At 61.1% G+C, this 21,616-nt stretch carries 18 protein-coding genes and 1 tRNA gene; 6 read left to right on the top strand and 13 right to left on the bottom strand.

Going from position 1 to position 21,616, the window contains the following annotated elements; translation table 11 throughout:
- The first annotated feature begins 76 nt into the window (after nucleotides 1–76).
- From GBB11_RS06990 to GBB11_RS06980, 3 genes are all read left to right on the top strand, one after another.
- A complete protein-coding gene (locus GBB11_RS06990) occupies nucleotides 77–967 on the top strand; it encodes an ABC transporter permease (RefSeq protein ID WP_151549348.1) in 891 nt (296 codons plus the stop codon).
- Entirely contained in the window at nucleotides 968–2,581 is a 1,614-nt protein-coding gene (locus GBB11_RS06985; RefSeq protein ID WP_151549347.1) for an ABC transporter ATP-binding protein, read from the top strand.
- 77 nt (nucleotides 2,582–2,658) lie between these two features.
- On the top strand, nucleotides 2,659–3,591 hold the full coding sequence (locus GBB11_RS06980) for an alpha/beta hydrolase (RefSeq protein WP_151549346.1): 933 nt from the start codon (nucleotides 2,659–2,661) through the stop codon (nucleotides 3,589–3,591).
- A 40-nt stretch (nucleotides 3,592–3,631) separates the two neighbouring features.
- Here the strand turns inward: GBB11_RS06980 and GBB11_RS06975 are convergent, their stop codons facing one another.
- The 4 genes from GBB11_RS06975 to pepN form a co-directional block, all read right to left on the bottom strand.
- Nucleotides 3,632–4,702 (bottom strand): mechanosensitive ion channel family protein, encoded by a 1,071-nt coding sequence (locus tag GBB11_RS06975; RefSeq protein WP_225979151.1) that lies wholly within the window; start codon nucleotides 4,700–4,702, stop codon nucleotides 3,632–3,634.
- A gap of 86 nt (nucleotides 4,703–4,788) precedes the next feature.
- Complete coding sequence (locus GBB11_RS06970) at nucleotides 4,789–5,559, bottom strand: CPBP family intramembrane glutamic endopeptidase (RefSeq protein ID WP_151549345.1); 771 nt, start codon at nucleotides 5,557–5,559, stop codon at nucleotides 4,789–4,791.
- A gap of 220 nt (nucleotides 5,560–5,779) precedes the next feature.
- On the bottom strand, nucleotides 5,780–7,054 hold the full coding sequence (locus GBB11_RS06965; protein WP_151549370.1) for a TIGR04053 family radical SAM/SPASM domain-containing protein: 1,275 nt from the start codon (nucleotides 7,052–7,054) through the stop codon (nucleotides 5,780–5,782).
- Nucleotides 7,055–7,242: 188 nt separating this feature from the next.
- Entirely contained in the window at nucleotides 7,243–9,849 is a 2,607-nt protein-coding gene (gene pepN, locus GBB11_RS06960; protein ID WP_151549344.1) for an aminopeptidase N, read from the bottom strand.
- A 109-nt stretch (nucleotides 9,850–9,958) separates the two neighbouring features.
- Between pepN and GBB11_RS06955 the strand changes: the two genes are divergently transcribed.
- A complete protein-coding gene (locus GBB11_RS06955) occupies nucleotides 9,959–10,603 on the top strand; it encodes a DsbA family protein (protein WP_151549343.1) in 645 nt (214 codons plus the stop codon).
- A gap of 9 nt (nucleotides 10,604–10,612) precedes the next feature.
- On the opposite strand, the gene GBB11_RS06950 is transcribed toward GBB11_RS06955, so the two are convergent.
- On the bottom strand, nucleotides 10,613–10,933 hold the full coding sequence (locus tag GBB11_RS06950) for a hypothetical protein (protein ID WP_151549342.1): 321 nt from the start codon (nucleotides 10,931–10,933) through the stop codon (nucleotides 10,613–10,615).
- 151 nt (nucleotides 10,934–11,084) lie between these two features.
- The gene (locus tag GBB11_RS06945) at nucleotides 11,085–12,080 is read right to left on the bottom strand and encodes a DUF1524 domain-containing protein (protein WP_225979149.1); all 996 of its coding nucleotides are present in this window, start codon (nucleotides 12,078–12,080) and stop codon (nucleotides 11,085–11,087) included.
- A 36-nt stretch (nucleotides 12,081–12,116) separates the two neighbouring features.
- Here GBB11_RS06945 and GBB11_RS06940 point away from each other — a divergent pair, with 36 nt between their 5' ends.
- Nucleotides 12,117–12,581: a ribose-5-phosphate isomerase gene (locus GBB11_RS06940; RefSeq protein ID WP_151529094.1), complete on the top strand. Its 465-nt coding sequence runs from the start codon at nucleotides 12,117–12,119 to the stop codon at nucleotides 12,579–12,581.
- A gap of 84 nt (nucleotides 12,582–12,665) precedes the next feature.
- On the opposite strand, the gene GBB11_RS06935 is transcribed toward GBB11_RS06940, so the two are convergent.
- Both GBB11_RS06935 and GBB11_RS06930 read right to left on the bottom strand, forming a co-directional pair.
- Nucleotides 12,666–13,460: a DUF1542 domain-containing protein gene (locus tag GBB11_RS06935; protein WP_151549340.1), complete on the bottom strand. Its 795-nt coding sequence runs from the start codon at nucleotides 13,458–13,460 to the stop codon at nucleotides 12,666–12,668.
- 124 nt (nucleotides 13,461–13,584) lie between these two features.
- Nucleotides 13,585–13,797: an AlpA family transcriptional regulator gene (locus tag GBB11_RS06930; RefSeq protein ID WP_151529096.1), complete on the bottom strand. Its 213-nt coding sequence runs from the start codon at nucleotides 13,795–13,797 to the stop codon at nucleotides 13,585–13,587.
- 100 nt (nucleotides 13,798–13,897) lie between these two features.
- Here GBB11_RS06930 and GBB11_RS06925 point away from each other — a divergent pair.
- Nucleotides 13,898–13,969: transfer RNA gene (locus GBB11_RS06925), tRNA-Gly, on the top strand.
- A gap of 60 nt (nucleotides 13,970–14,029) precedes the next feature.
- Here the strand turns inward: GBB11_RS06925 and GBB11_RS06920 are convergent.
- From GBB11_RS06920 to GBB11_RS06900, 5 genes are all read right to left on the bottom strand, one after another.
- Nucleotides 14,030–14,851 carry a MerR family transcriptional regulator gene (locus GBB11_RS06920; RefSeq protein ID WP_151549339.1) on the bottom strand — a complete coding sequence of 274 codons (822 nt, stop codon included), beginning with the start codon at nucleotides 14,849–14,851 and terminating at the stop codon, nucleotides 14,030–14,032.
- A 237-nt stretch (nucleotides 14,852–15,088) separates the two neighbouring features.
- Entirely contained in the window at nucleotides 15,089–16,765 is a 1,677-nt protein-coding gene (locus GBB11_RS06915) for an ABC transporter family substrate-binding protein (RefSeq protein ID WP_151549338.1), read from the bottom strand.
- 65 nt (nucleotides 16,766–16,830) lie between these two features.
- Nucleotides 16,831–18,873, bottom strand: a complete 2,043-nt coding sequence (locus GBB11_RS06910; protein ID WP_151549337.1) for a dipeptide ABC transporter ATP-binding protein — start codon at nucleotides 18,871–18,873, stop codon at nucleotides 16,831–16,833.
- A 3-nt stretch (nucleotides 18,874–18,876) separates the two neighbouring features.
- Nucleotides 18,877–19,917: an ABC transporter permease gene (locus tag GBB11_RS06905; RefSeq protein ID WP_151549336.1), complete on the bottom strand. Its 1,041-nt coding sequence runs from the start codon at nucleotides 19,915–19,917 to the stop codon at nucleotides 18,877–18,879.
- A gap of 2 nt (nucleotides 19,918–19,919) precedes the next feature.
- Nucleotides 19,920–20,903, bottom strand: coding sequence for an ABC transporter permease (locus GBB11_RS06900; protein WP_151549369.1), 984 nt, complete (start codon nucleotides 20,901–20,903; stop codon nucleotides 19,920–19,922).
- Nucleotides 20,904–21,616 lie beyond the last annotated feature (713 nt).

Here is a 21,616-nt window from a genome sequence, read left to right as displayed (position 1 = left end):
GCCCCGCCGCCGAGCCCCTCGCAGCCCCCGCCACCGTCGCGGCCGGCACCGCCCCCGCGACCGAAGAGGAGACACGATGACGACGATCACCGCACAGCACCCCGTAGCCGATTCAACCGCTGCCCCTCGCCAGTCCTCGTCCACCGCCGACGTGGCCCGTGTCGTGGCCCGCGGTGCGAGCACGCTCAGCACGGCCCTTGCCGGTATTTTTCTCCTGCTCATGATCAGTTGGGCCGCCCTGCCGGGGATCTTCGCTCAGGCCGACCCGCTGGCAGTAACCCCGCAGTCGCTGCAGCCGCCATCGGCGGAGCACTGGTTTGGCACCGACGCCACCGGCCGTGATGTCTACGCCCGCGTGGTCTACGGCGCCCGTCATTCCCTAGCGGGAGCGTTGATCGCCGTGCTCGTGGGCGTGATCGTCGGCACCGCCATCGGCGTGCTCGCCGGCGCCCGCGGCGGCTGGGTCGAAACCGTGCTCATGCGTGTGGTGGATGTGCTGCTGGCCATCCCAGCTCTGCTGTTGAGCCTGTCCATCATCATTATCGTGGGCTTCGGCACGATCAACGCCTCGATCGCGGTGGGCGTGACCACCGTGGCCATGTTTGCCCGCCTCGCCCGTTCCCAGGTGCTGAGCGTGATGCAGGCCGACTATGTGGAGGCGGCCTTCGGGGCGGGGGCAAATTTTCCCCGCGTCTTGCTCCGGCATGTTCTGCCCAACTCGCTCACCCCTGTGATCGCCCTGGCGGCGCTGCAATTCGGCAGCGCCATCCTCCAAATCTCCACCCTGGGCTTCCTCGGTTATGGCGCCACCCCACCCACACCCGAGTGGGGTCTGCTCGTCGCCGATGGCCGCGACTATGTGGTCACCGCGTGGTGGCTCACCGTCCTTCCTGGCCTCATCGTGGTGTTCACGGTGCTCGCCGTCACCCGGCTCAGCCGACTCGTGCACAGAAAGGTTGCGATCTAGATGTCTGATACTCCGCTTCTTTCCATCGATGGCCTCAGCGTCTCCTATGGGAACACTCCCGCCATTTCGCTTATCGACGCCACCCTCCAAGCTGGCGAAACCCTGGCCATCGTGGGTGAGTCCGGCTCTGGTAAAACCACCACGGCGCAGGCCATCGTGGGGCTTTTAGGGGATAACGCCCGCATCACCCATGGCTCGATCACGCTCTGCGGGGAAGAACTCGTGGGACGTGACGAGCGTTTTCTCCGCACCATCCGCGGCCGGCGCATCGGATTGGTACCGCAGGATCCCACTAATTCCTTCAACCCGGTCCACACCATCGGCGAAACGATCGCCGAGGCGATCGCCATTCATAATCCGCGCGGCGCCACTCGGCAGCGGGTGGTGGAGCTCTTGGACAAGGTGGGGGTGGATCGACCCGAGCTGCGCTATGGCCAATACCCGCACGAGCTCTCGGGTGGGTTGCGCCAGCGCGCGCTCATCGCCGCCGCCATCGCCGGCGAACCGGAGCTCATCATCGCCGACGAACCCACCTCGGCGCTGGATGTAACGGTGCAGGATGTGGTGCTCGATGTGCTGGCCGAAATGACCCGCGAGCTCGAGGCCGGCGTGCTGCTCATTACCCACGATCTCGCGGTGGCGGGCGATCGCGCGGATCGCATCATGGTGATGAATAAGGGACAGGTGGTCGAGTCCGGCACCTCCGCGCGAGTGATGGGTGCCCCGCGGGAGGACTACACCCAGAGACTCATCTCCCATGCGCCCTCGTTGAATAGCCCGACCATGCCAGCGGCAGTAGAGCCGGCAGAGAACGCCCCTTTGCTGAGTGTGGAGCGGCTCTCGAAGAGCTTTCCGGGGGTGACTGCCGTGGACGATGTCTCCTTCGAGGTTGGCCGCGGTACCACGCACGGGCTGGTGGGCGAGTCGGGCTCGGGAAAGACCACGATCGGGCGCATTATCTCCATGTTCCACACTCCCTCTGCTGGCCGGGTGCTCCTCGGGGATACCTCGCTCAGCGATGCCTCGCCGGCGCAGGTGCGCTCGCTGCGCCGCCGCGTCCAACTGGTCTATCAAAACCCCTACTCCTCCTTCGACCCGCGGTTGAGCTTAGGTGAGTCGGTAGCGGAGCCGCTGCGAAACTTCGGACACTCGCGGCGTCGCCGCGAGCTGCAGGAACATGTGGAGGAGGGATTCAGCAAGGTGCACCTCGATCCCGCCTTGGCGTCCCGCCGACCGCGGGAGCTCTCCGGTGGGCAGCTGCAACGTGCCGCGATCGCCCGTGCCCTCGTGGTGCGCCCCGAGCTCATCGTGCTTGATGAGGCGGTTTCCGCGCTCGATGTGACGGTGCAGGCCCAGATTCTCGAAACCTTGCACGATCTCCAAGAGGAGCTGGGGCTGACCTATGTTTTTATTTCCCACGACCTGGCGGTTGTGCGCGCCATTTCCTCCACGGTCTCGGTGATGCAACGCGGACGCCAGGTGGACTATGGGCCGGTGGCCGAGGTGTTCGAGAACCCCTCCGACGATTTCACCCGCAGGCTGGTGCACGCCATTCCCGGGCGGGTGCTCCGCGCCCGTTTGGAGGAGCAGCGCTATGTGCACTACGTGATTTAAGCCGCGCTAGCAGCACCACGTGTGCTGCTGCGGCTAGGCTTAAACACTCGAGGGCGGCGTCGAGAAGCGCGGAACGTGTGAAGAACAAGGATGTGTGGCGAGAGAACCCAATGATCAACGGTGTGATCACTCACGATGGAATCAGAACCCGCACTTATCACTGGCCGGTGGACAAGCCGCGCCAGGTAGTGCAGATCGTGCATGGCATGGCCGAACACGCAGGCCGCTACGATGAGCTGGCGCAGTTTCTGAATAGCAACGATATTGCGGTCGTGGCCCATGATCATCGCGGCCATGGACCCGAGGCCGTCACCAGCGGCGTGCTCGGCCACTTCGCGGATGAGAATGGCTGGTCGCGCGTAGTGGAGGACATCTCCTTGGTGCGCACGCATTTCCAGCGCACCTACCCGGATGTGCCGTGGATTATGCTCGGCCACTCCATGGGGTCTTTCGCCACCCGTGACTACCTCACCCGCGGCTATCAGCCCCTCGCGGGGGCGATTCTCGTGGGTACTGGCCGGTGGCCGTGCTATGCCTCCCCAGGTCTGCTGCTGGCCTCTGCCCTGGCCGAGCGGAAACCGCGGTGCACGGCACACCTGCTCAACAACCTGGTTTTTGCCGGCTATAACAAGGGCTTCGAGCGTCGCACCAGTGTGGACTGGCTCTGTTCCGATCCTGCGGTGGTGGATAGCTATCGCGCGGATCCGCTGTGTGGCTTCGTTCCCACCAATCAATTCTTCGCCGATTTTCTCAGTGCTCATAGGCGGGTGAATACTCGCGCCACGTTTAGCGCCACCCCTCGCGACTTGCCCATTCTGGTGGTCTCTGGGGCCAAGGACCCTGTGGGCGGGGCTACCGGAGCCACCCAAGTGGCTAATCGCTACGATGCCGCGGGAGTCGACCGCGTCAGCGCCGTGGTGTACCCGGGTAAGCGACACGAAATCCTGCAGGAAACAAATAAGCAGCAGGTCTATGAAGACCTGCTGCTGTGGATATCTACTCTCTGCTAAACCGTGGCACTACGCCACGGCGAGAGTAGAGCCAAGGTGACTATTCGAGGCCCGCTGGAGCGCCAGGTGCACCGAAACCATAACCGAAGCGGTAGGGGGCATGGATGTCGGCGGCGTTCATAGCCTTCATAATCTCGGCCGTCATGGCACGCTCCACCGCCCACTTCTGCGCAGGCATGACCTTGATATTCACGCGCACCACCATGTGGTCCACATTGAACTTGGAGATACCCGCCAACTCGGGATCGCCCAGAATATCGGCGCGGTATTCCTCGGCGGCAGCAGAGCGCTGCACAGTGTCGAAGATGGTCTTTTGCGCGGCATCAACATCTGCAGACAGCGACACGGGGATTTCAATTCGCGCGATGGAGTAGCCCTGGGAATAGTTACCCACCGAGAGAATCTCGCCGTTGCGCACGAACCAGAGCACACCGTCCACATCGCGCACGGTGGTCACACGCAGCGACACATCCTCCACATCGCCGGCGACATCACCGACGGAGATGGTATCGCCCACGCCGTACTGGTCCTCGATCATCATGAAGATGCCGGAGAGGAAGTCCTTGACCAGTGCCTGGGCGCCGAAGCCGAGGGCCACACCCACAACACCAGCGGAGGCGATCAGCGGGGTCACATTCACGCCCACCTCATCGAGGATCGCGAGCGCCGCCCACACCCACACCACGATGGACACGGCCGAGCGCCCCACCGTGGCGAGAGTCATCATGCGCGCTTCACGACGCTGCGCTCGGGCTTTATCCTGGGCGGCAAGCTGTTGGCGCAGCAGCTCGGCCTTTTTCGGATCCTCTTCCTCCTCGACGGGATCATTATGGGCGACACCAAAACCGATCTTGGATCGCTTATCACTGGCGGCAGCGTTCTCGGATACCTTAGTAATGAGCTTGCGCAGGAAATAGTTAAGGGCGATCGCCACGATCACAATGATGACAATGTGGATCGGCTTGGAGATCAGCCACTCCTGCACTAGGGGCTGATCCCACCACGAGCCGAGGGTATCGACAGTGGTATCCACCGTGGACGTCATCGCCGCCTGCACGAGCGTATCTGCGGGCAAGGTCATAGAGTCGGGGAAGGTAATCTCTGTATTCACGTCGAACCACCATAGGGGAGGTGTTCGCAGAACACCAGATGGTTGAGAATCAAGTGGGTAGCGCTCCGCACAGTGGCTGATCGGTGCTAGCTGTTGGCTTTTTTCAACCAGCGCAGTCCGTAAATGAGGAGGGGAGAGATCAGCACGAGCTGCAGGATAGCGCCGAAGATCGTAATATCCTCGAGCTTTGTGTCTGGCAGGACGTAAATGCTGGTAAAGCTACCAAGCACATTGAACACTAAGTGGCCGATGATAGGCACCCACAGGTTTTGAGTATGCAGCATCAGCGCGCCAAGGAAGACCCCCAGCACGAAGGTGTAGAACACCTGGCTGATGGTGCCGATGATCATCTCGGGAGTCCGAGTCAAGTTGGCAAAGTGGATGAGGGAGAAGACTACAGCGGTGAGTACGACAGAACGGGTAGGGGAGAGTGTGGCGCCGTTGAGAAGAATCTGCAGGATGATGCCGCGGAAGATGACTTCTTCGAAGAAGGCTGTAGCAGCCATGATGAGTACTAAAAACATCAGCCGCTTCGTCGCGCCCTCGCTTTGCTGTGCGGAGGGTTCCTCTCCGAAGAGGGTATTCACCGCGAAAAACATGGTCGATACGGCAAGCAGCGGCCAGCCAAATCGCAGTAAATCCGTGAGGCGGAACCCAGCTGGGGAGATGAGGTTGCCGAGTTTCAGCCACCTTAGACCGGCGCAGGCCACGATGAGCGGAATAACATAAGCTAAGAGGGCTGGACCGGTGTTAATTGCGGGTTTACCAGTCACAACACTTCCCAAGTAGAGGCTGAGAAGGGCAATGACAACAACGCCGAAGCTAGCCAAAAGCGGGCGCTGCGAGAGTGTCTTCATGGTGTCCTTTCCGGGCACGGGGGTCGCCCGGGATGGGCAACCCTAGTGGAAACTATTTGTAGCGGGAGAGTACGAAGCATGACCAATGCACAATGACCCCATTAGTGACCGAAAAGTGACTTTTTTAGGACTTCCTCATAAAGGAAGTCCATAGCCCCATGAGACATGGGATGTCTTTAATGTAGTCTCAGGTGTGCTGTGAGAAAGATCTCTCCCATTCTCAGGGCATTGCGGGCGCTGCGAGCGTTGCGGTGGCCTCCGTATCGTGGGCAGGGGAGTAGCTGCGTAGTGCCTCGGCGCCGATGAGTTTTTCCAGCGCTGCCCGATCCACGCCGCAATCGTGCGGATGCTCCTCCGCCCACGCCGGCGGAATATAGGCACAGGTGGGGTCGGAGGCGCGGTAGTCACCGGTGAGCGCATAGGCGGTAGAACGCGAGCCGCCGCAGACCGAGTGGAAATCACAGACCGAGCACTTGCCGTGCCAGTGGTCGGGATCGCGCAATGCCTGAAACGCTTCTGAGTTGGCGTAAATATCGTGGAAATCGCGCTCTTTCACATTGCCGCAGTGCATGGGCAAAAATCCGCTTGGGTACACATCGCCCACATGGTCCACGAAAGCGAAACCAGAGCCGGAGTTCACCGCCATCGGGGCGCGGGGACGACGCGGGGCAGCGGGGTGCTCGCCAAGAATCTCGGTGGTGAGCTCGGTGAGCTCGCGATACAACGGGCCGCCCTCATAGCCGGGGCCTCCCTCTTCTTTCGCCTGCTGGGCCTGCAGCACCACGCGCCGATACTGCGGCGCCTCTGTGGTCTTAATGGCGATGCGATTAGACACATCATGCAGCCAGTGCAGGGCGTCTTCGCGCTCCTGGGGCGAGAGGGAGTTCAGCGCGGCGCCGCGGCCAGTGGGCACGAGGAAAAAGACGTACCACATCTTCGCCCCCATATCGATCACCCGCTTGAGCAGGTGCGGGGCCTCGTGAATATTGGACTTCGTGAGCGTGGAATTAATCTGCAAGCGATAGCCCAGCTCATTAATGATGGGGGCCATCTCGACGGTTTTTTCGAAAGTGCCGGAGAAGCCACGGAAGGCGTCATGCGTCTCTGGGAAGGCGCCATCGAGCGACATGGACATGGCCTTGCCGCCCGCCTCGCGCAGCGCGCTAATACGCTCGCGGGTGAGCTTCGGGGTGACCGAGGGCGAGAGCGAGATACTCAGCCCCAAGGAGGTGCCATAGGCGGTGAGCTCGACCAGATCATCGCGCTCAAAAGGATCCCCGCCGGTGAGCACCACTAGAGGACGGGGATGCTCATACGCGGCGAGGCGTTCCAGCAGTGCCTTGCCCTCGGCTGTGGTGAGCTGGCCAGGAGCGGCGTGATGCTGGGCATCGGCGCGGCAATGCTTGCACACCAAAGCGCAGGCACGGGTGACCTCCCAGATAACAATGAACGGCTTCTGGTTGATGTCATGGCGGACCGTGCGCACAACCGGCATGCGATGCTTCACAGTGCTGAGCTCCCTCTCATCTTCGGCGATCGTGCCCTCCGAGCAGCGTCAGCGCCCGGAAAGCACAGGCACCTTCCAGATTAAGACAGCACAGCCGGACCGCGCCAACAGAAACGGCCCCTGAGCTGGGAGATATTGGCCACCCTCTGCTTAGTGGCGCCTAAGATTGGCGGGTTTTATCGCTGCTCTCCAGCGCGGGCATCAACCTCGCGGTTACGCAATGCCCGCTGCTGCGCATCGACGTTTTCTGCCACCAAGCGGGCCAAAGCGCTCGGAATATCCGCATCCAATAGCTGTGTGGAGCGCTCGATGCCCGCGGCGCTGATATCCCAGCTGGGGTAGATGCCCTCGAGAAGCGGCTGGGCAGTCTCATTCGGCAGATCGGCCCACAGCTGCGGGGCGAGCTCAACGAAACGCTCGTTGAACTGCTCCAGGTTCGGCGTCGAGCCCGCAAAGAGCAAGCCTTCGAGAGTGTGGCGCAGCTCGAGGTTCGAGATCTCGCCGGCTGCGGTGCTGAGGCGCTCGTATACCTGGGCCTTGTTCTCCGCGGTATTGATGGCCGCTGCGGCCCGCCACGCCGACTTCTGGCCCGAGCCGGTGGCATCGCGCTCGCGCTCTGCGGCGATGGCGGCCTCAGGGTCGGCGATATCGCCGCGGGCGATCAGGGCGGTCAGGGCGCTCCAGCGGATATTGCTATCCACCTCCAGCTCCGGCACCGTGCACGTGCCCTCGAGGATGGAGCGGAAGAATGCGGCTTCGTTCTCCCCGAATTCCACCTGGGCCAGCGCCTTGAAGAAGGGTAGCTGGGCATCGGTGCCGGCGGCGAGGTCGTGGGGCTGCGAGAGGGCGTCGAAAAGCGTACGGGCAAAGGCCTGCTTGCCTTCCTGCTCTGCCCACTCCGGATCGGCGTAGGAGCGCAGGGTGATGCGAGCCTGCAGCAAGATGCGCTCCAGCACGGCCAACTCGGTCTCGGAGGTGATACCGCGCTGCACCAGTGCGAGGAAGTCGCGGGCCGGCATACGACCATCGCGCGTGGCCTGGCTGGCGGCCGACCAGCACAGTGCCCGCGCCATGGAATCCTCGATGGCGTCGATATGTTCGCCAATGAAAGCCAAGCTCTGCTCATCGGCTTCGTAGAGGCAGTAGGTGAGATCATCGTCATTGACCAGCACCAGATCTGCCTCCGGGGCGCCGATGAGATCCGTCACCTCGGTGCGCTCGCCGTCCACATCCAGCTCAATGCGCTGGGTGCGCACCACAGCGGAATCCTGGAGGCTATAGAGGCCCACGGCAAGGCGGTGAGTGCGGGTCTCGCCAGCGCCGGGGGTGGCTCCGGACTGCACGATGGCAAAGGAATCGTAGACGCCATCGCTGCTCGTGGACTCCACCGAGAACGAGTTGATGCCGGTGGTCTTCAACCACTGGCTGGACCAATCCGACAGATCGCGTCCCGAGGCCTCCTCCAAAGAGGCGAGCAGATCATCGAAGGTGGCATTGCCGAAAGCATGGCGCGCGAAGTGGCGGCGCACTCCGGCGAAGAACTCCTCACGCCCCACATAGGCCTGCAGCTGCTTCAGCACCGAGGCGCCCTTGGCGTAGGTAATGCCGTCGAAGTTCTGCTCCACGGTCTCAATATCGGAGGCATCCGTAGAGATCGGGTGCGTCGAGGGCAGCTGGTCCTGGTTATAGGCCCAGGACTTCTCCACAAATGCGAAGGTGGTCCACGCCGTGTCATAGCGGGTCTCCTCAGCCTGGGAGATCGCCGCGGCCCAAGTAGCGAAGGACTCGTTGAGCCACAGATCGTCCCACCATTCCATGGTCACGAGATCGCCGAACCACATGTGGGCCATCTCGTGCAGGATGGTATCGGCGCGGCGCTCGTACATGTAGTGCGTCACCTGGGAGTCAAAAACGTACTCGTCGCGGTGGGTCACGCAGCCGGCGTTTTCCATGGCGCCCATGTTGAACTCGGGGACGAACACTTGGTCGTACTTGCCAAAGGGGTAGGCGACGCCGAAGTTGCGGTGGTAGAAATCGAAGCCCTGCCGGGTCTCGGTGAAGATGCGCTCAGCATCCAGCGAGTCTGCCAGCGAGGCGCGACAGTACAGGCCCATCGGGATCTCCAGATCGGTGGGCTGATCGGCTGGGGTTTCCGAGTGGTGGGTGAGCGTGCCCGTCCAGGTCTCCCGTACCTCGTGATAGGGGCCGGCACACACCGCAGCGATATAGGTGGAGATCGGATAGGGGAAGTCCGCCGTGTGTACGCGCTTTCCTTCGGACTCGGTGCAGGTGGTCTCCCCATTGGTGATCACAATCCAGTCCTGCGGGGTGACGGCGCTGAGGCGATAGGTGGCCTTGAGATCGGGCTGGTCGAAGCAGGCATAGACCCGCTTGGCATCGGCGGTCTCGAACTGGGAGTACAGGTACACCTTGTCATCGGCCGGGTCCACATAGCGGTGCAGGCCCTGGCCGGAATGAGAGTAGGTGCAGTCGGCATCGACCACGAGGGTGTGCTCGCCGACGCTCAGCTGCTTCAGCTGGAGCCCGTGCTCGGAGGAATACTCCGGTGTGAAGTCCTCGCCATCCAGGGACGCGGAATGGATGTGGGCGTCGCGGAGATCGATGAAGGTATCACCCGCCTCCTTCACCGTGAAGTGCACTGTGGTGGTGGAGCGGAAGGTCTCGTCGGAGGTGGTCAGATCGAGGGCGATGTCATAGTGCTCGGTCTCTAGCATGGCCGCGCGGGCGCGCGCTTCATCTCTGGTTAGGTTCACACTTGTCATGCGCACCACAGTAGTAGCGTGACGCAGGTCGCGTTGCCGGCGGGGTGTGTGGGTGTTGCATGGGCGCTACGCAGAGCCGGTGGCGCGTTGTGCATTAGCATGGGCGGGCATGAACGATAAGCGCTCTATTACTTTCTATTTCGATGTCACCTGTCCCTTCTGCTGGATCACCTCCCGCTGGATCAAGGAGGTCGAGCAGGTCCGCGATATCAGCGTCAACTGGCAGCCCATGAGCTTGGCGGTACTCAATGAGGGCCGCGATGAGCTGCCCGCGGCCTATAAGGAGATGATGAAGGCCACCTGGGCGCCTGCGCGCGTCTTCGTCGCCGTGGCAGAGCAGCACCCAGAGAAACTCGACGCGCTCTACACCGCCATGGGCACTCGCATTCACCACGGTGGGGAGATCACCGTTCGCGGCTACCATGCCGCCGACGAGGTGATCGCAGCGTCCCTCGCCGAGGTGGGGCTTCCGGCTGAGCTGCTCGACGCCGGCCACACCGACAGCAATGATGATGCCCTCCGCGCCTATCAGCAGCGCGCCATGGACAAGGTGGGCGAGGAGGTGGGCACCCCCGTCATCGAACTCGGAGATGTCGCCTTCTTCGGCCCGGTGCTCACCCGAGTGCCGCGCGGCGAAGAAGCAGGACAGCTATTCGACGCCTCCTGCACGCTCGCCGGCTATCCCTACTTCTTTGAGCTCAAGCGTTCCCGCACCGAAGGGCCGCAGCTCGACGATCGCGGTGGGCGCGCGTAGGCGGCGCGCTTAGAAGAACAGCGAGCCAAAGCCTAAGGCGATCAGATTAATCACGATGAAGATGCCGATAATGCCGGCCATGGTTCGCCACCACGGGCGGGCCTCATCGTCTCCAGCAGCGGTACTATCCGCAGCGGCGGGCGCCGGGCTGGGGGAGTGGTCCGCTTCCGGCTCGGCGGCAGCCCGTAGCTCCGCCGCGCGGGGAAACTGGGTGTTTTCGTCTGCGAGAAAACTCGGCACACTCTGAGTGGCGGGGAGGCTATGCGCGGGATTGTGCATCGAGGACAGATCATGGTGCACCCCGCTGGGGCCGTGTGCGCTCGCCAACATGAATCCTCCCTGCGTCCTCTGTGCTGCTCATAGCGGCACATGATGTGTTCTCTCTCAACACTACCCACCGTATGCAGCGGGAAGAAACCCCACGACAACAGGACTGCGGCCCTGTCTGAGACACGTCCCGCCCCTGCTCATAAAGCGGCTGTTATTCGCAGGCAATGCCGTCATTATCGCCATCGAGGCCCGAGCGATACCCAGGTTCGCCGCGTAGCAGCGGTGCCATACCGCGCGCCCGCGCCTCTGCACAGTTACGCACATACTCCGTCGCACCGGCCGGGGCGGCGGGAACCTGTGTGGGATCGGGCGCTGGGGCCGGCGCAGTGTCCTGCGCCGGTGGGGTGGCAGACTGTGGCGGCTCAGTAGATGTGGGGTGTGTATCGCTGGCAGGGCACTGCCGGAGAATGCGCTCCATCGCTGCTTTCTCCGGCGGGGTCACCCACAGCGCATAGGCGTGTTTGACCTCGATCTGGGAGCGCACATAAGAACAACGGAATGAGGAGTTCTTCGGCAGCCACGTCGCAGCATCCCCAGCCCCTTTTTGCTGGTTTTGCCACCCGCTCACAGCCAGCAGGTTACGGGGATCATTGGCAAAGTTACGCCGGCTCTCCGGACTAAGCTGCTGCGCCCCGGTCTGCCACGCATTCGACAGCGCCACGACGTGATCGATCTGGATCTCGGAGGAGCGCTCGCCCCGCTCGAAATCCATCCACTCGCCGGTGTAGGGATCCAACAACTGCCCCTGTAGTACCACGCAATCTCGGGTATTCGGTTTGAGAGTGATCTCCACCAGGTCGCGGCGCAGAATATCGTTGCGGGTATCGCAGCCATTGTGGCCATACTCCACAGTCACATCATCACTCCAACGCTGGCCAAACTCCTCGCGGCTATAGCCGGTAGTGGGGGCGCGGCCCTTAACCTCTAGCTCATCCAGCAGCGCTGCAGCCGCGACAGCCGTGGCGGGCAGCTCGCCAGCTGTGGTGGACTCTGGCGTGCTTTCTGTGGTCGCCGGTGCGCTCTCTATGGTGCTCTCGGTAGTGGAAGAGCTGGGCGTCGAGGGGGTGGAGAGGCGCTCTACCTCTGTATCGGTGGCACATCCTCCGAGCACAAGGGCGGCACAGAGCGTTGCCAGAGTTTTCTTCACGGCTGAGGACCTCGCTTTTCGTCTACACTGAACGCCATGCGCGTTTATCTCGGAGCGGACCATGCTGGGTTCGACATGAAGAACATTATTGCAAGCCACCTCGAGTCCAAGGGGCACGAGGTGATCGACTGTGGTGCTCACACCTACGATGCGGCTGACGATTATCCCGCCTTCTGTATCGAGGCGGCACAGCGCACCGTGAACGATCCGGGTTCGCTCGGCATCGTCCTCGGTGGTTCCGGTAATGGCGAGCAGATCGCCGCCAATAAGGTGCCGGGCGCGCGCTGCGCGCTGGCGTGGTCTGTGGAGACCGCCCGCTTGGCCCGCGAGCACAATAACGCCCAGCTCATCGGCCTCGGCGGCCGTATGCACACCGAGGAGGAGGCCCTGTCTATCGTGGATGCCTTCCTCGATCAGGAATGGTCCCAAGAGGATCGCCACCAGCGGCGTATCGATATCATCGCCGACTACGAAAAGACCGGCGTGGCCCCCGAGGCATAAAGACGAGGCCTAAAGACACAGAACAACCCCGAGCGTGATGCTCGGGGTTGTTCTGCTTAGTAGGGCTGTGGCGCGGCGCTGGGCCTAGAAATCAAAATCGAAGCCGCCGCCGTCGAAGAGGCCCCCATCGCCGCCGTCGAAGAAGCCGCCGTCATCGCCCATACCGGCGCCGTCTCCCATATCGCCGGCGTCGCCCGCGTCGCCTGCGTCACCGAAGTCGTCGCTGCCGTCCGCGGTGCCATCCGCGAACTGGTCCGCGCCATAGTGCACTCCCGACATCCCCGAGAACAAGGCAGAGAACATCATGACGGAGCCGGCCGTCCACATGCCGGTGGCAAGCGCAGGGCCCCACCACGCGCTGGAGTACCACCCGGCTGGAACGGGGCGGCCTGCGACAGTGCCGCCGGGGTAATAGTGAGGAGTATCCGCGCTAGCGTGCGGAGAGGCAGAAATAGTGCTGTTCTCATGCTGGATGGTACGCGGCTCGGTCACCTTACCGGCGGCGCGCTGGCCCTCCAACGGCGGCAACTCTGGCCCTGCGGGCATATCCATGATCTCGCGGGCAGCATTGACATAGTGCAGGCCCTCCAAGGCAGATTCGCGGGCCAAGCGGGCCTGCTGTGGGGTATTCGCCGTGGAGATCTGCGAACTGGCGGCGTTATAGCGCTCCGAGGCATCCGCCAACGCCTGGGTAGAGGCGGCGTCCGAGCCAGTCAGCGACAGCACTTGGGAGCCGAGTCTTTCGATCCAGCGCCGCGCATCTGCCACGGCATCATCCATGTCCGTTTGCGTGAGCTTCTGGTTCTGGCCTTGCTGCACGCGGTTGATGAGAAACACAACGAGGACAATCGACACCGCAATTAAAATCCAAGCTGACACTGGGTTTTCACCTAATCTTTCTGCAGAGAGCATCCTTGAACAAGGGTTCACTGGAGAAAACGACGGAAACGGCTCAGAGGTTCCCGTGGGTGTGCCGGCAGTGCAGCCAGCGGTGCCGCTTCGGCTAGTTGGAGGAGCCGGACCTTTCCGCGACCCACTCGCGCACCACGGTGGAATCCCAGAGGGTGAGGCCGTGGAGCTTCGTTACCGGCTTGGGGGCGCGGCCTCGGGTGGCATAACTGGTGAACGTGCCACGGGCTGTGCCGGAGTAGTCCGCACATTCAGACGCAGTCCACAATTCATGTCCAGTATCTTCATCAATGATTTTGGGGCGCATACCCCCAGCATACGCAGAGTGCGCTCGTTCTGTCTGGTAACTAAGAAACACCCCTTTTTGCGTTGTGCGGAATCCATGCGCTAACATAACCCAGCACCAAGGGAACGTCGTATAGTGGCTAATACCTCAGCCTTCCAAGCTGAAGACGCGGGTTCGATTCCCGTCGTTCCCTCTCTAAATAATCTCCCGCGGTATCTACTACTGATACCGCGGGAGATTTTTCTTTGCAGGCTTATACCTCGGCGTCGGGTTGAGGCGTATCCTCCCACTCCACCGCGTCGATATCAATGCCGCGCTGGGTCGCCTGCTGCTCCACGCATGCCCGCAGGAAGGGCGCGGCGCCGCGATAGTAGGAGGCGAAGCGCTCATCAGCTTCGTACATGCGGGCGAGCAGCACCTGCTTGGCTAGGGTGCACTCGTAGTAGTGGCTGATGAGCTCAGCATGACGATCTACCAGTGCAGCCGCTGCAGGCGAGCTCGGGCTCACCTCCGCCTCCGCTGCCGCCACGAGATCCTCGACAAAGCCGTCCATGCTCTTTTTCATGTGCGCCCAGCCGGCCTCATCCATGCTCTCGACAGCGGCGCGGCTGGCCGACCATTCTGGGGTGTGGGACCAGCGCTGCTCCGCTTCATCCTGATGGCGCTCCCACTCGGCTTTCCAGGCAGCGGCGTCTCGCGCCAGGCGGGTAGTGGGGTTGGAATGTGTGTCAGACATTGAGTCCTCCTCGACGAAATAGTCCACTAGGTTGTCCACCGCGCGCACTCGAGCGCGCAGCTGGGCTGCATCGGCGGCGAGATGGCGTCGTTGCGCTCGCAAAGAAGAACACACTGCGGAAGGATCGTCCATAATCTCCGCCACTGCCTGCAAAGACATGCCAGTGGCACGAAAAATCAGGACCGCCATGCCGCGGTGCACATCGCCCAGGGTGTAGAGACGATGATCGGCCCACGTGCGCTGGGCGGGGCTAAGCAGCCCAATCTGGTCCCAATAGCGCAGCGTGCGCGTACTCACCCCCAGAAGCTCGGCGACATCACCGATTGTGAACTCGTCCATCTGCAGGCGTCCTTTCCTTGATCTTCACAGCGCGCCGCTGATGCGTGCGCCCGACTATCAGCATCGAGGTTGACGCGGCGTCATACGCAAGCAGAAGCTTATCGACGCCACGAGCACGTCCCATTCTCACTCCCTCCGATCCGGCACGGGCCGACTGTCTCCATTGCAATAAGTAACAGCGCCGAGCAGCTGGTGCTCGGCGCTGTTACGCACAACCTAGGTCAGTGACTGGGTGGGTTACTCCTTGACCCAGCCGATGTTCTCGATCGGCACATCACCGAAGGCCATGGGGCCAACGTTGGCCAGGCCGCTCTTGACGGCGGAGACACCGAGAGCGGTGTTGATCGGAAGGATGCCATAAAGGGCAAGTGCTTCCTTCTCCAGCTCATTGCTTCGCTTGATCTGCTCTTCGCGGGTCGGCAGCTTCTGCAGCTCCGCGATCTTCTCGTCCAGCTCCGGGGTGCCGGTGTTGGAACGGTTCAGCTGAGAGTCAGAGCGGTAGGTCTGGCCGAAGTACGCCACACCATAAGGATCGCTCGAGCTAAAGCCCATCGGGAAGATGTCGTAGTTCTTGCTCTGCAGGGTCTTGGAGAACTCAGAGCTCGGACGGACGTCGATCGAGATGTCGATACCGATATTCTTCAGCATCTGCTGGGTAGCCTGCGCGGAGGACTTCACGAGGTCAGACTCGCCCACGAGCACGTAGCGCAGAGTCAGTTTCTCGCCATCCTTCTCGCGGATACCGTCGGCGCCCTCGGTCCAGCCAGCCTCGTCCAAGATTTGCTTAGCTTCCTCGGGGTGGTAGCCGGCGACAGCCTCGAAGTTATCTTCGTAGTCGTTTTGGAAGGGGTAGAAGACGAAGGAGCCGGGGTTCTCCAGCTTCGCGGGCAGACCCTGGTACCAGATATCCGCGAGCTGTTCGCGATCCAGGCCCTTAGCAAAGGCTTCACGTACCTTGATGTCCTTGAGGATATCCGACTCGCCGTTGAGCAAGAAGAGGGTGTTCTTGGGGGCGCGTCCCACATAGATCTCGGTGTCGGCGAGATCCTTCACTGCCGCATAGTCAGAGCGGGAGCTGGCACTGACCGCGTCGATCTCGCCATTCTTAAAGGCGTTGATCGCTGCCTGGGACTCCATCTGGCGGAAAACACGCTTGTCGAGCTTCGCGGTGTCACCCCACCACTTCTCGTTGCGTACGAAGGTGGCAGTTCCGTTCTGGAAGTCCACATCTTCAATCTTGAACGGGCCGGCGCCCCACTCAGGGTGCACTTCCTTCAGATAGGAGTTGTAGTTATCTGGGTTTGCCAGCTCGGGGTGAGCGATGAAGTTGAACAGGCCTTGCCACCAAGGGTAGGTGCCTGCGAAGGTCACCACCGCTTCCTTATCGGTCTCGCCCTTTTCCACCGATGTGATCTGCTCGTATCCATCAGTAGAGCTGGGAGTGTAGGACTCGTCCTTGCCATCATTGATCTTCCACGTGGTTTCCCACGCGCGCCAGTCAATCGGGGTGCCATCGTTGAAGGTGGCGTCCTCGTTGATCTCATAGGTGAGTTTGGTCTTGCCGTCCTCTTCCTCTTCCTTCACGTCGAGGATGTAGTTCGGGTCGGTCGACCACTCGCCCTCAGGAGAGTAGTGGACGGTCATCGGGTTGTACCAGGACCACATAATGGTGGAGTACAACGTGCCGTCTGCGTGGAAGGGGTTTTGCTGCTCGGAGATCTCGCCGATAGCGGTGGTCAGAGTACCGCCGTCCTTGAGATTGTCGCGGTCTTGCTCATTGAAGTCGGCGTCCGGGACCCCAGCTCCATCCGTAGTGGACACGGATCCAGAGCCATCGTCCCCGCAGGCAGCGAGTGCCAAGGCTGAGGCAGAGAGCACTGCCACCAACTTCTTGGTTGGGGTGTGTAATTTCATGGTGTCACTCATCTCTCTTGAGGGAATGTGAACTAGGGCAATATGAAGTTATAAGCAACCGAGCACTACCGCACGAGACATGACTGGTAGTGATCGGCGCCGTCTACAGGGCGCAGATTAGGAGTTGTCGATTCACAGATCGAGCGATTCGACTCCTCGAGTTCCTCGTAGAGAGGACAGCGAGTGCGGAAGGGGCAGCCGCTAATTTTCTCGGTGGGAGAAGGCAGGTGGTCCTTCAATAGCGTCCGTGTGCGATTGCGCTGGGCAACAGGATCGGGAAGCGGAATGGCCGAGAGAAGCGCTTGGGTATAGGGGTGGCGGGGGTTATCGAAGAGCTCGTCAGTGTCGCCCTTCTCCACGAACTCGCCTAGATACATCACTGCGGCTCGATCGGAAATATGGCGAACTACAGACAGATCGTGGGCCACAAAAAGGTAGCTCACGCCAAGGCGTGCTTTGAGATCGTCCAGGAGATTCAACATGCCAGCTTGGATGGACACGTCGAGTGCGGAGACTGGCTCATCGAGAACAATCAGTTTCGGTTCCGCCGCGAGAGCGCGGGCGAGGGAGATGCGCTGGCGCTGACCTCCCGAGAAGTGGCCGGGGAAGCGATCCACGTGGGTGGGGTTGAGTCCAACAAGCCTCATGAGCTCATAGATGCGCTCGTTTTTATCTCCCTCCCACTCCAAAGCGTCGAGCGGCTCCCGAATGATATCCGCCACGGTCAAGCGAGGATCCAACGACCCCATCGGATCTTGGAACACAATCTGGATATCGCGGCGGAGTAGGCGACGCTCCTTTCGTTTCAGAGTGGTTACATCCTGGCCGCTAATGACCACCTTGCTTGGTTCGCTTGGAGCCAAGTCCATGATTTCCAAGAGGGTCGTGGTCTTACCGGAACCGGACTCGCCCACGATGGCGAAGCACTCTCCTTCACGGATAGTGAAGGACACGTCTTTTACCGCGTGCACATCGCCCACCCTGCGCTTTAACAAGGCCCCCTTGATCAGCGGGAAGGTTTTCTGCAGGTTCTGCACATCAAGCACTATCTCGCGCTGTTCGCGGGGGATGTGTGCCAAGGTGTTCTCCGCGATCTGTGGAGCAGGGAAGATGTCTGCACCGTCGATCGTCCCACGCTCAATTTCTGGACTGCGCACACACGCTGCGTCATGTCCCGGCTCAATGCTGCGCAGACTCGGTTCGGTCTCGAGGCACTGTTCGGTGGCGATGGGGCAGCGCGGCGCGAAGGTGCACTGATCGGGGAGATTGATAGCGATCGGGGGATTTCCCTCGATCGAGGTCAACGACGAGGAGTCGCGTTTCGCCGCCGAGGGAATAGAGCCCAACAATCCCACGGTGTAGGGCATCCTCGGATTATCGAAGAGCTCCTGGACTGGGGCCTGCTCGACGGGGCGGCCGGCGTACATCACCATTACGTCATCGGCCATATCCGCGACCACGCCCATATCGTGGGTGATCATGATGGTGGCCGCGTTGGTCTCGTGCTGTACCTTCTTGATCAACTCCAGTACTTGCGCCTGGATGGTCACATCGAGAGCCGTGGTGGGCTCGTCGGCAATGAGGACTGAGGGGTTGTTGGCGATAGCAATAGCGATCACCACACGCTGCCGCATACCGCCGGAGAACTCGTGCGGAAACGCCTTAGCCCGCCGTTTCGGATCCGGAATACCCACGAGATCGAGCAGCTCGACGGCACGGTCCCATGCTCGCGCCTTCGAGATCTTCTCGTGGCACTGGATGGCCTCCACGATTTGTGTTCCCACATCAAACACGGGAGTCAGAGCGGAGAGCGGATCTTGGAAGATCATGCCGATCTCTTTGCCTCGTACCTTGGACATCTCTGTGTCGCTGAGACCGAGGAGTTCCCGCCCGCCGAGTGTGGCGGAGCCAGTGATCTTCGCATAATCCGGGAGCAGCCCCATGACTGCGAGGGAGGATACGGACTTACCGGAGCCGGACTCGCCAACGATGCCGAGTGTCTGTCCGGGCTTAAGGTCGAAGGAGACACCGCGCACGGCGTCGACGTTTCCCGCCTCGGAGGGAAAAGCGACGTGAAGGTCTTTGACTGAGAGGACTGGCGTGGTCATGTGTTATGCCTTTCCTGCTGCGGCGGAGTTGGGGTCGAGGGCGTCACGAAGACCATCGGCGATGAACGCCATGGACACGGTCAGAAGGGTGAGTACCGCCGCGGGGAAGTAGAACTCCCATGGCGAGACCTGAACGCTCGATGCGCCAGAGGAGAGGAGCGTGCCGAGCGAGACGTCGGGCAGCTTCACACCGAGCCCCAAGAAGGAGAGTCCGGTTTCACTCATCACGGCGCTGACCACTCCCAGCGTGAGGTTGATAACCAGCAGTGAGCCGATGTTCGGAATGAGGTGGCGCACCACGATGCGTGCATTGGATACGCCCATGTAGCGGGCCGCCTTAACGTACTCGCGTTCCCGCACGGAAATGGTCATGGACCAGATGACGCGGGCGGGGAACATCCAGCCGAAGGCGATCAACACGACGATGAGGATCTTCCAGTCGCCGCCAGATCCGGAGACCAAGAGGGCGAGGATAAGAAAGGTCGGCACCACGAGTAGGAAGTGAATAACACCCAAGATGGCTTTCTCTGGGCGTCCACCAAGAAGGGCAGCTGTGGTTCCGATAAGGGCGGACAGTGCGGTGGTGGCCACAGAGACGACTACGGCGATCACCAGCGAGCGCCGCAACCCCTGGATCACCATGGCGTAGAGGTCATTGCCCGAGGCGCTGGTGCCAAACCAATGCTCAGAATTGGGCTGCACGCCGAGGGCGGTGAAGTCGGAAAAGTCATAGGCGTACTTCGCGGTCAGCGGGCCCACCGTGGCAAAGACAACGAGAAGAAGGAACACCACGGCGCCGGCAACCGCCATTTTGTTCCGCATGAATCGGCGAGCGTAGAGCTTCAGGCGCGAAATCGGCTTGCCCCCAGCGAGGTGATCGTGCTCGAGCTGGGTTTGTGCCTTATCGATCTCCTGCTCGGTCACAGAGGCGATCGCGCTCTGCGTCGAGGGCGAACTCGCCGCAGTGAAGTCATTAGTCGGGAGGGCGTTGGCGTTGACATCCTCAGAGTCGTCAGCGCCATTGTTTCGGAATTCTTTGCGCATTGTTAGTTCACCCGCACTCGAGGATCAAGAATGACAACCAGGATGTCGGAAAGGATCGCGCCGATCGCGGTCATGAGCGCTCCGAAAGCGGCCACGGCTACGGTGCCATGGATGTCATTGCTGTTGAGGGTCTGCAGGAAGTACTTGCCCATACCGTTCCACGCGAAGATCGTCTCGGTCATGATCGCGCCGGTGAACACACCGGTAATGGAAAAGGCCACGGACGTTGCCACCGGAATAGCAGAGGTGCGCAGCGCATGGCGGCGAATAGCTTGGTTGCGCGTCATGCCCTTTGCCCGAGCTGTCCGCACATAATCGGCGTCGATATTGTCGAGCAGCATGGAACGCTGCATGAAGTGATAGCCCGCATAGGAGATGATTACCAGCGAAATTGTTGGTAGAGCGAGGTGCTGGGCTGCGTCAATCACCTTTGGGATAAAGCCTTCGACTCCGATTGATGAGGCCCCTGTGACGTAGAAGATGGTTTTTCCAGCCTGCTGGTTGATCTTTACAGCCGCCCATACAAAGAAGATCGACGCCACAACAACATGGATGTTCATGGTGACGATCGAGAAGAACTGGAAGAACCGATCGCCCGGCTTGTACTGGCGAGAGGCCGTGAACACGCCGATGCTTACGCCAACGAGAACAGACAGGATGGTGGCAAGCAGTAGGAGTCGCGCGGACACCCAGATGCGGTAGGAGATTTCATCATTGACTGAATCTCCGAGTGGGGATAACCCCCAGTTCCAGTGGAACAAGATGTCCGTTAGCCAGGTCCACCACCGTTCCAAGATGGGGTCTTTATCGTTGAGATTTTTCGGGGCGAGGATGGCGTCGATCCTCTCCTCCGGAATCGCTGGACGCCTACCTGCGTAGTTCGACCGAGGGTCGAGGAATGCGGAGGCCAAGAAGAACGTGATGTTGACCGCGATAAAAATCATCGCGAACCAACCAGCGATCTTCTTTAGTAGGTACTTCGCCATAGGGGCGCATCCCTTCGTTTTCGCTTTGGTGCCGGTGTCGAGCAGCAGTTGGGCCACTGCAGTGATGCCCTCAGAACATCGGATCCTCTCGATCTCAAGGGGCCACGGGAAAGCTAGACAGCCGCTGATCTATCTTAGGAAAATATTAGCACAAAAGTGACTACCGCCACATTTAGAGGGTTTGCGGGAAGTTCAACTTAGGGGGTGGTTGTGTGTAGGTCCATGGTGGCGGCACTCCTTGTGTAACCTGCTCCGCCGTAAGCGTTGGAAGGGGCGATCGCTCACCGTCTAAATATTTCCAAAAGACATTTTCTGCGGTGGAGGGTTGGCTATCGAGGTTTATGTCTGACGTCTATGGGGGCCGTATTGGGCAGCATTAGGGAGAGTCTGCGGGTACTTGGCTTTGGTTCGTGTTAGGTGTGGTGAGTGGGGAGGGGGGGGCGTGTCTGCTGTGTGCTTCCGGGTGTGAGAATCCCCCCTCGAAAAAGGGGGGGGGGCATGTATGGCGAAGGTCATGGGATACCCATCTCTCTCTGTGGGACGCTGGACGACTGGCGTTAGGGCTGTCTTAGTGAGATCTCAGCCACGTGGGTGGCGGTGTGGAACTACTGGGTGCGCGTGAGGGGCGGGGTGTGCGCGGGAGCCCTTGTCTGGCTTGGGGTGGCGTGAGAAAAACGGCACAGCTATCTGTTGCAGCGGCTGCGCTTTGAGGG

The sequence above is a fragment of the Corynebacterium sp. 74A genome (genome assembly GCF_008930665.1).
In the GTDB taxonomy this organism is placed as follows: Bacteria; Actinomycetota; Actinomycetes; order Mycobacteriales; family Mycobacteriaceae; genus Corynebacterium; species Corynebacterium megadyptis.
Note: the sequence above shows the minus strand (reverse complement) of the source record. Positions and strands in the feature narration are given on the sequence as shown.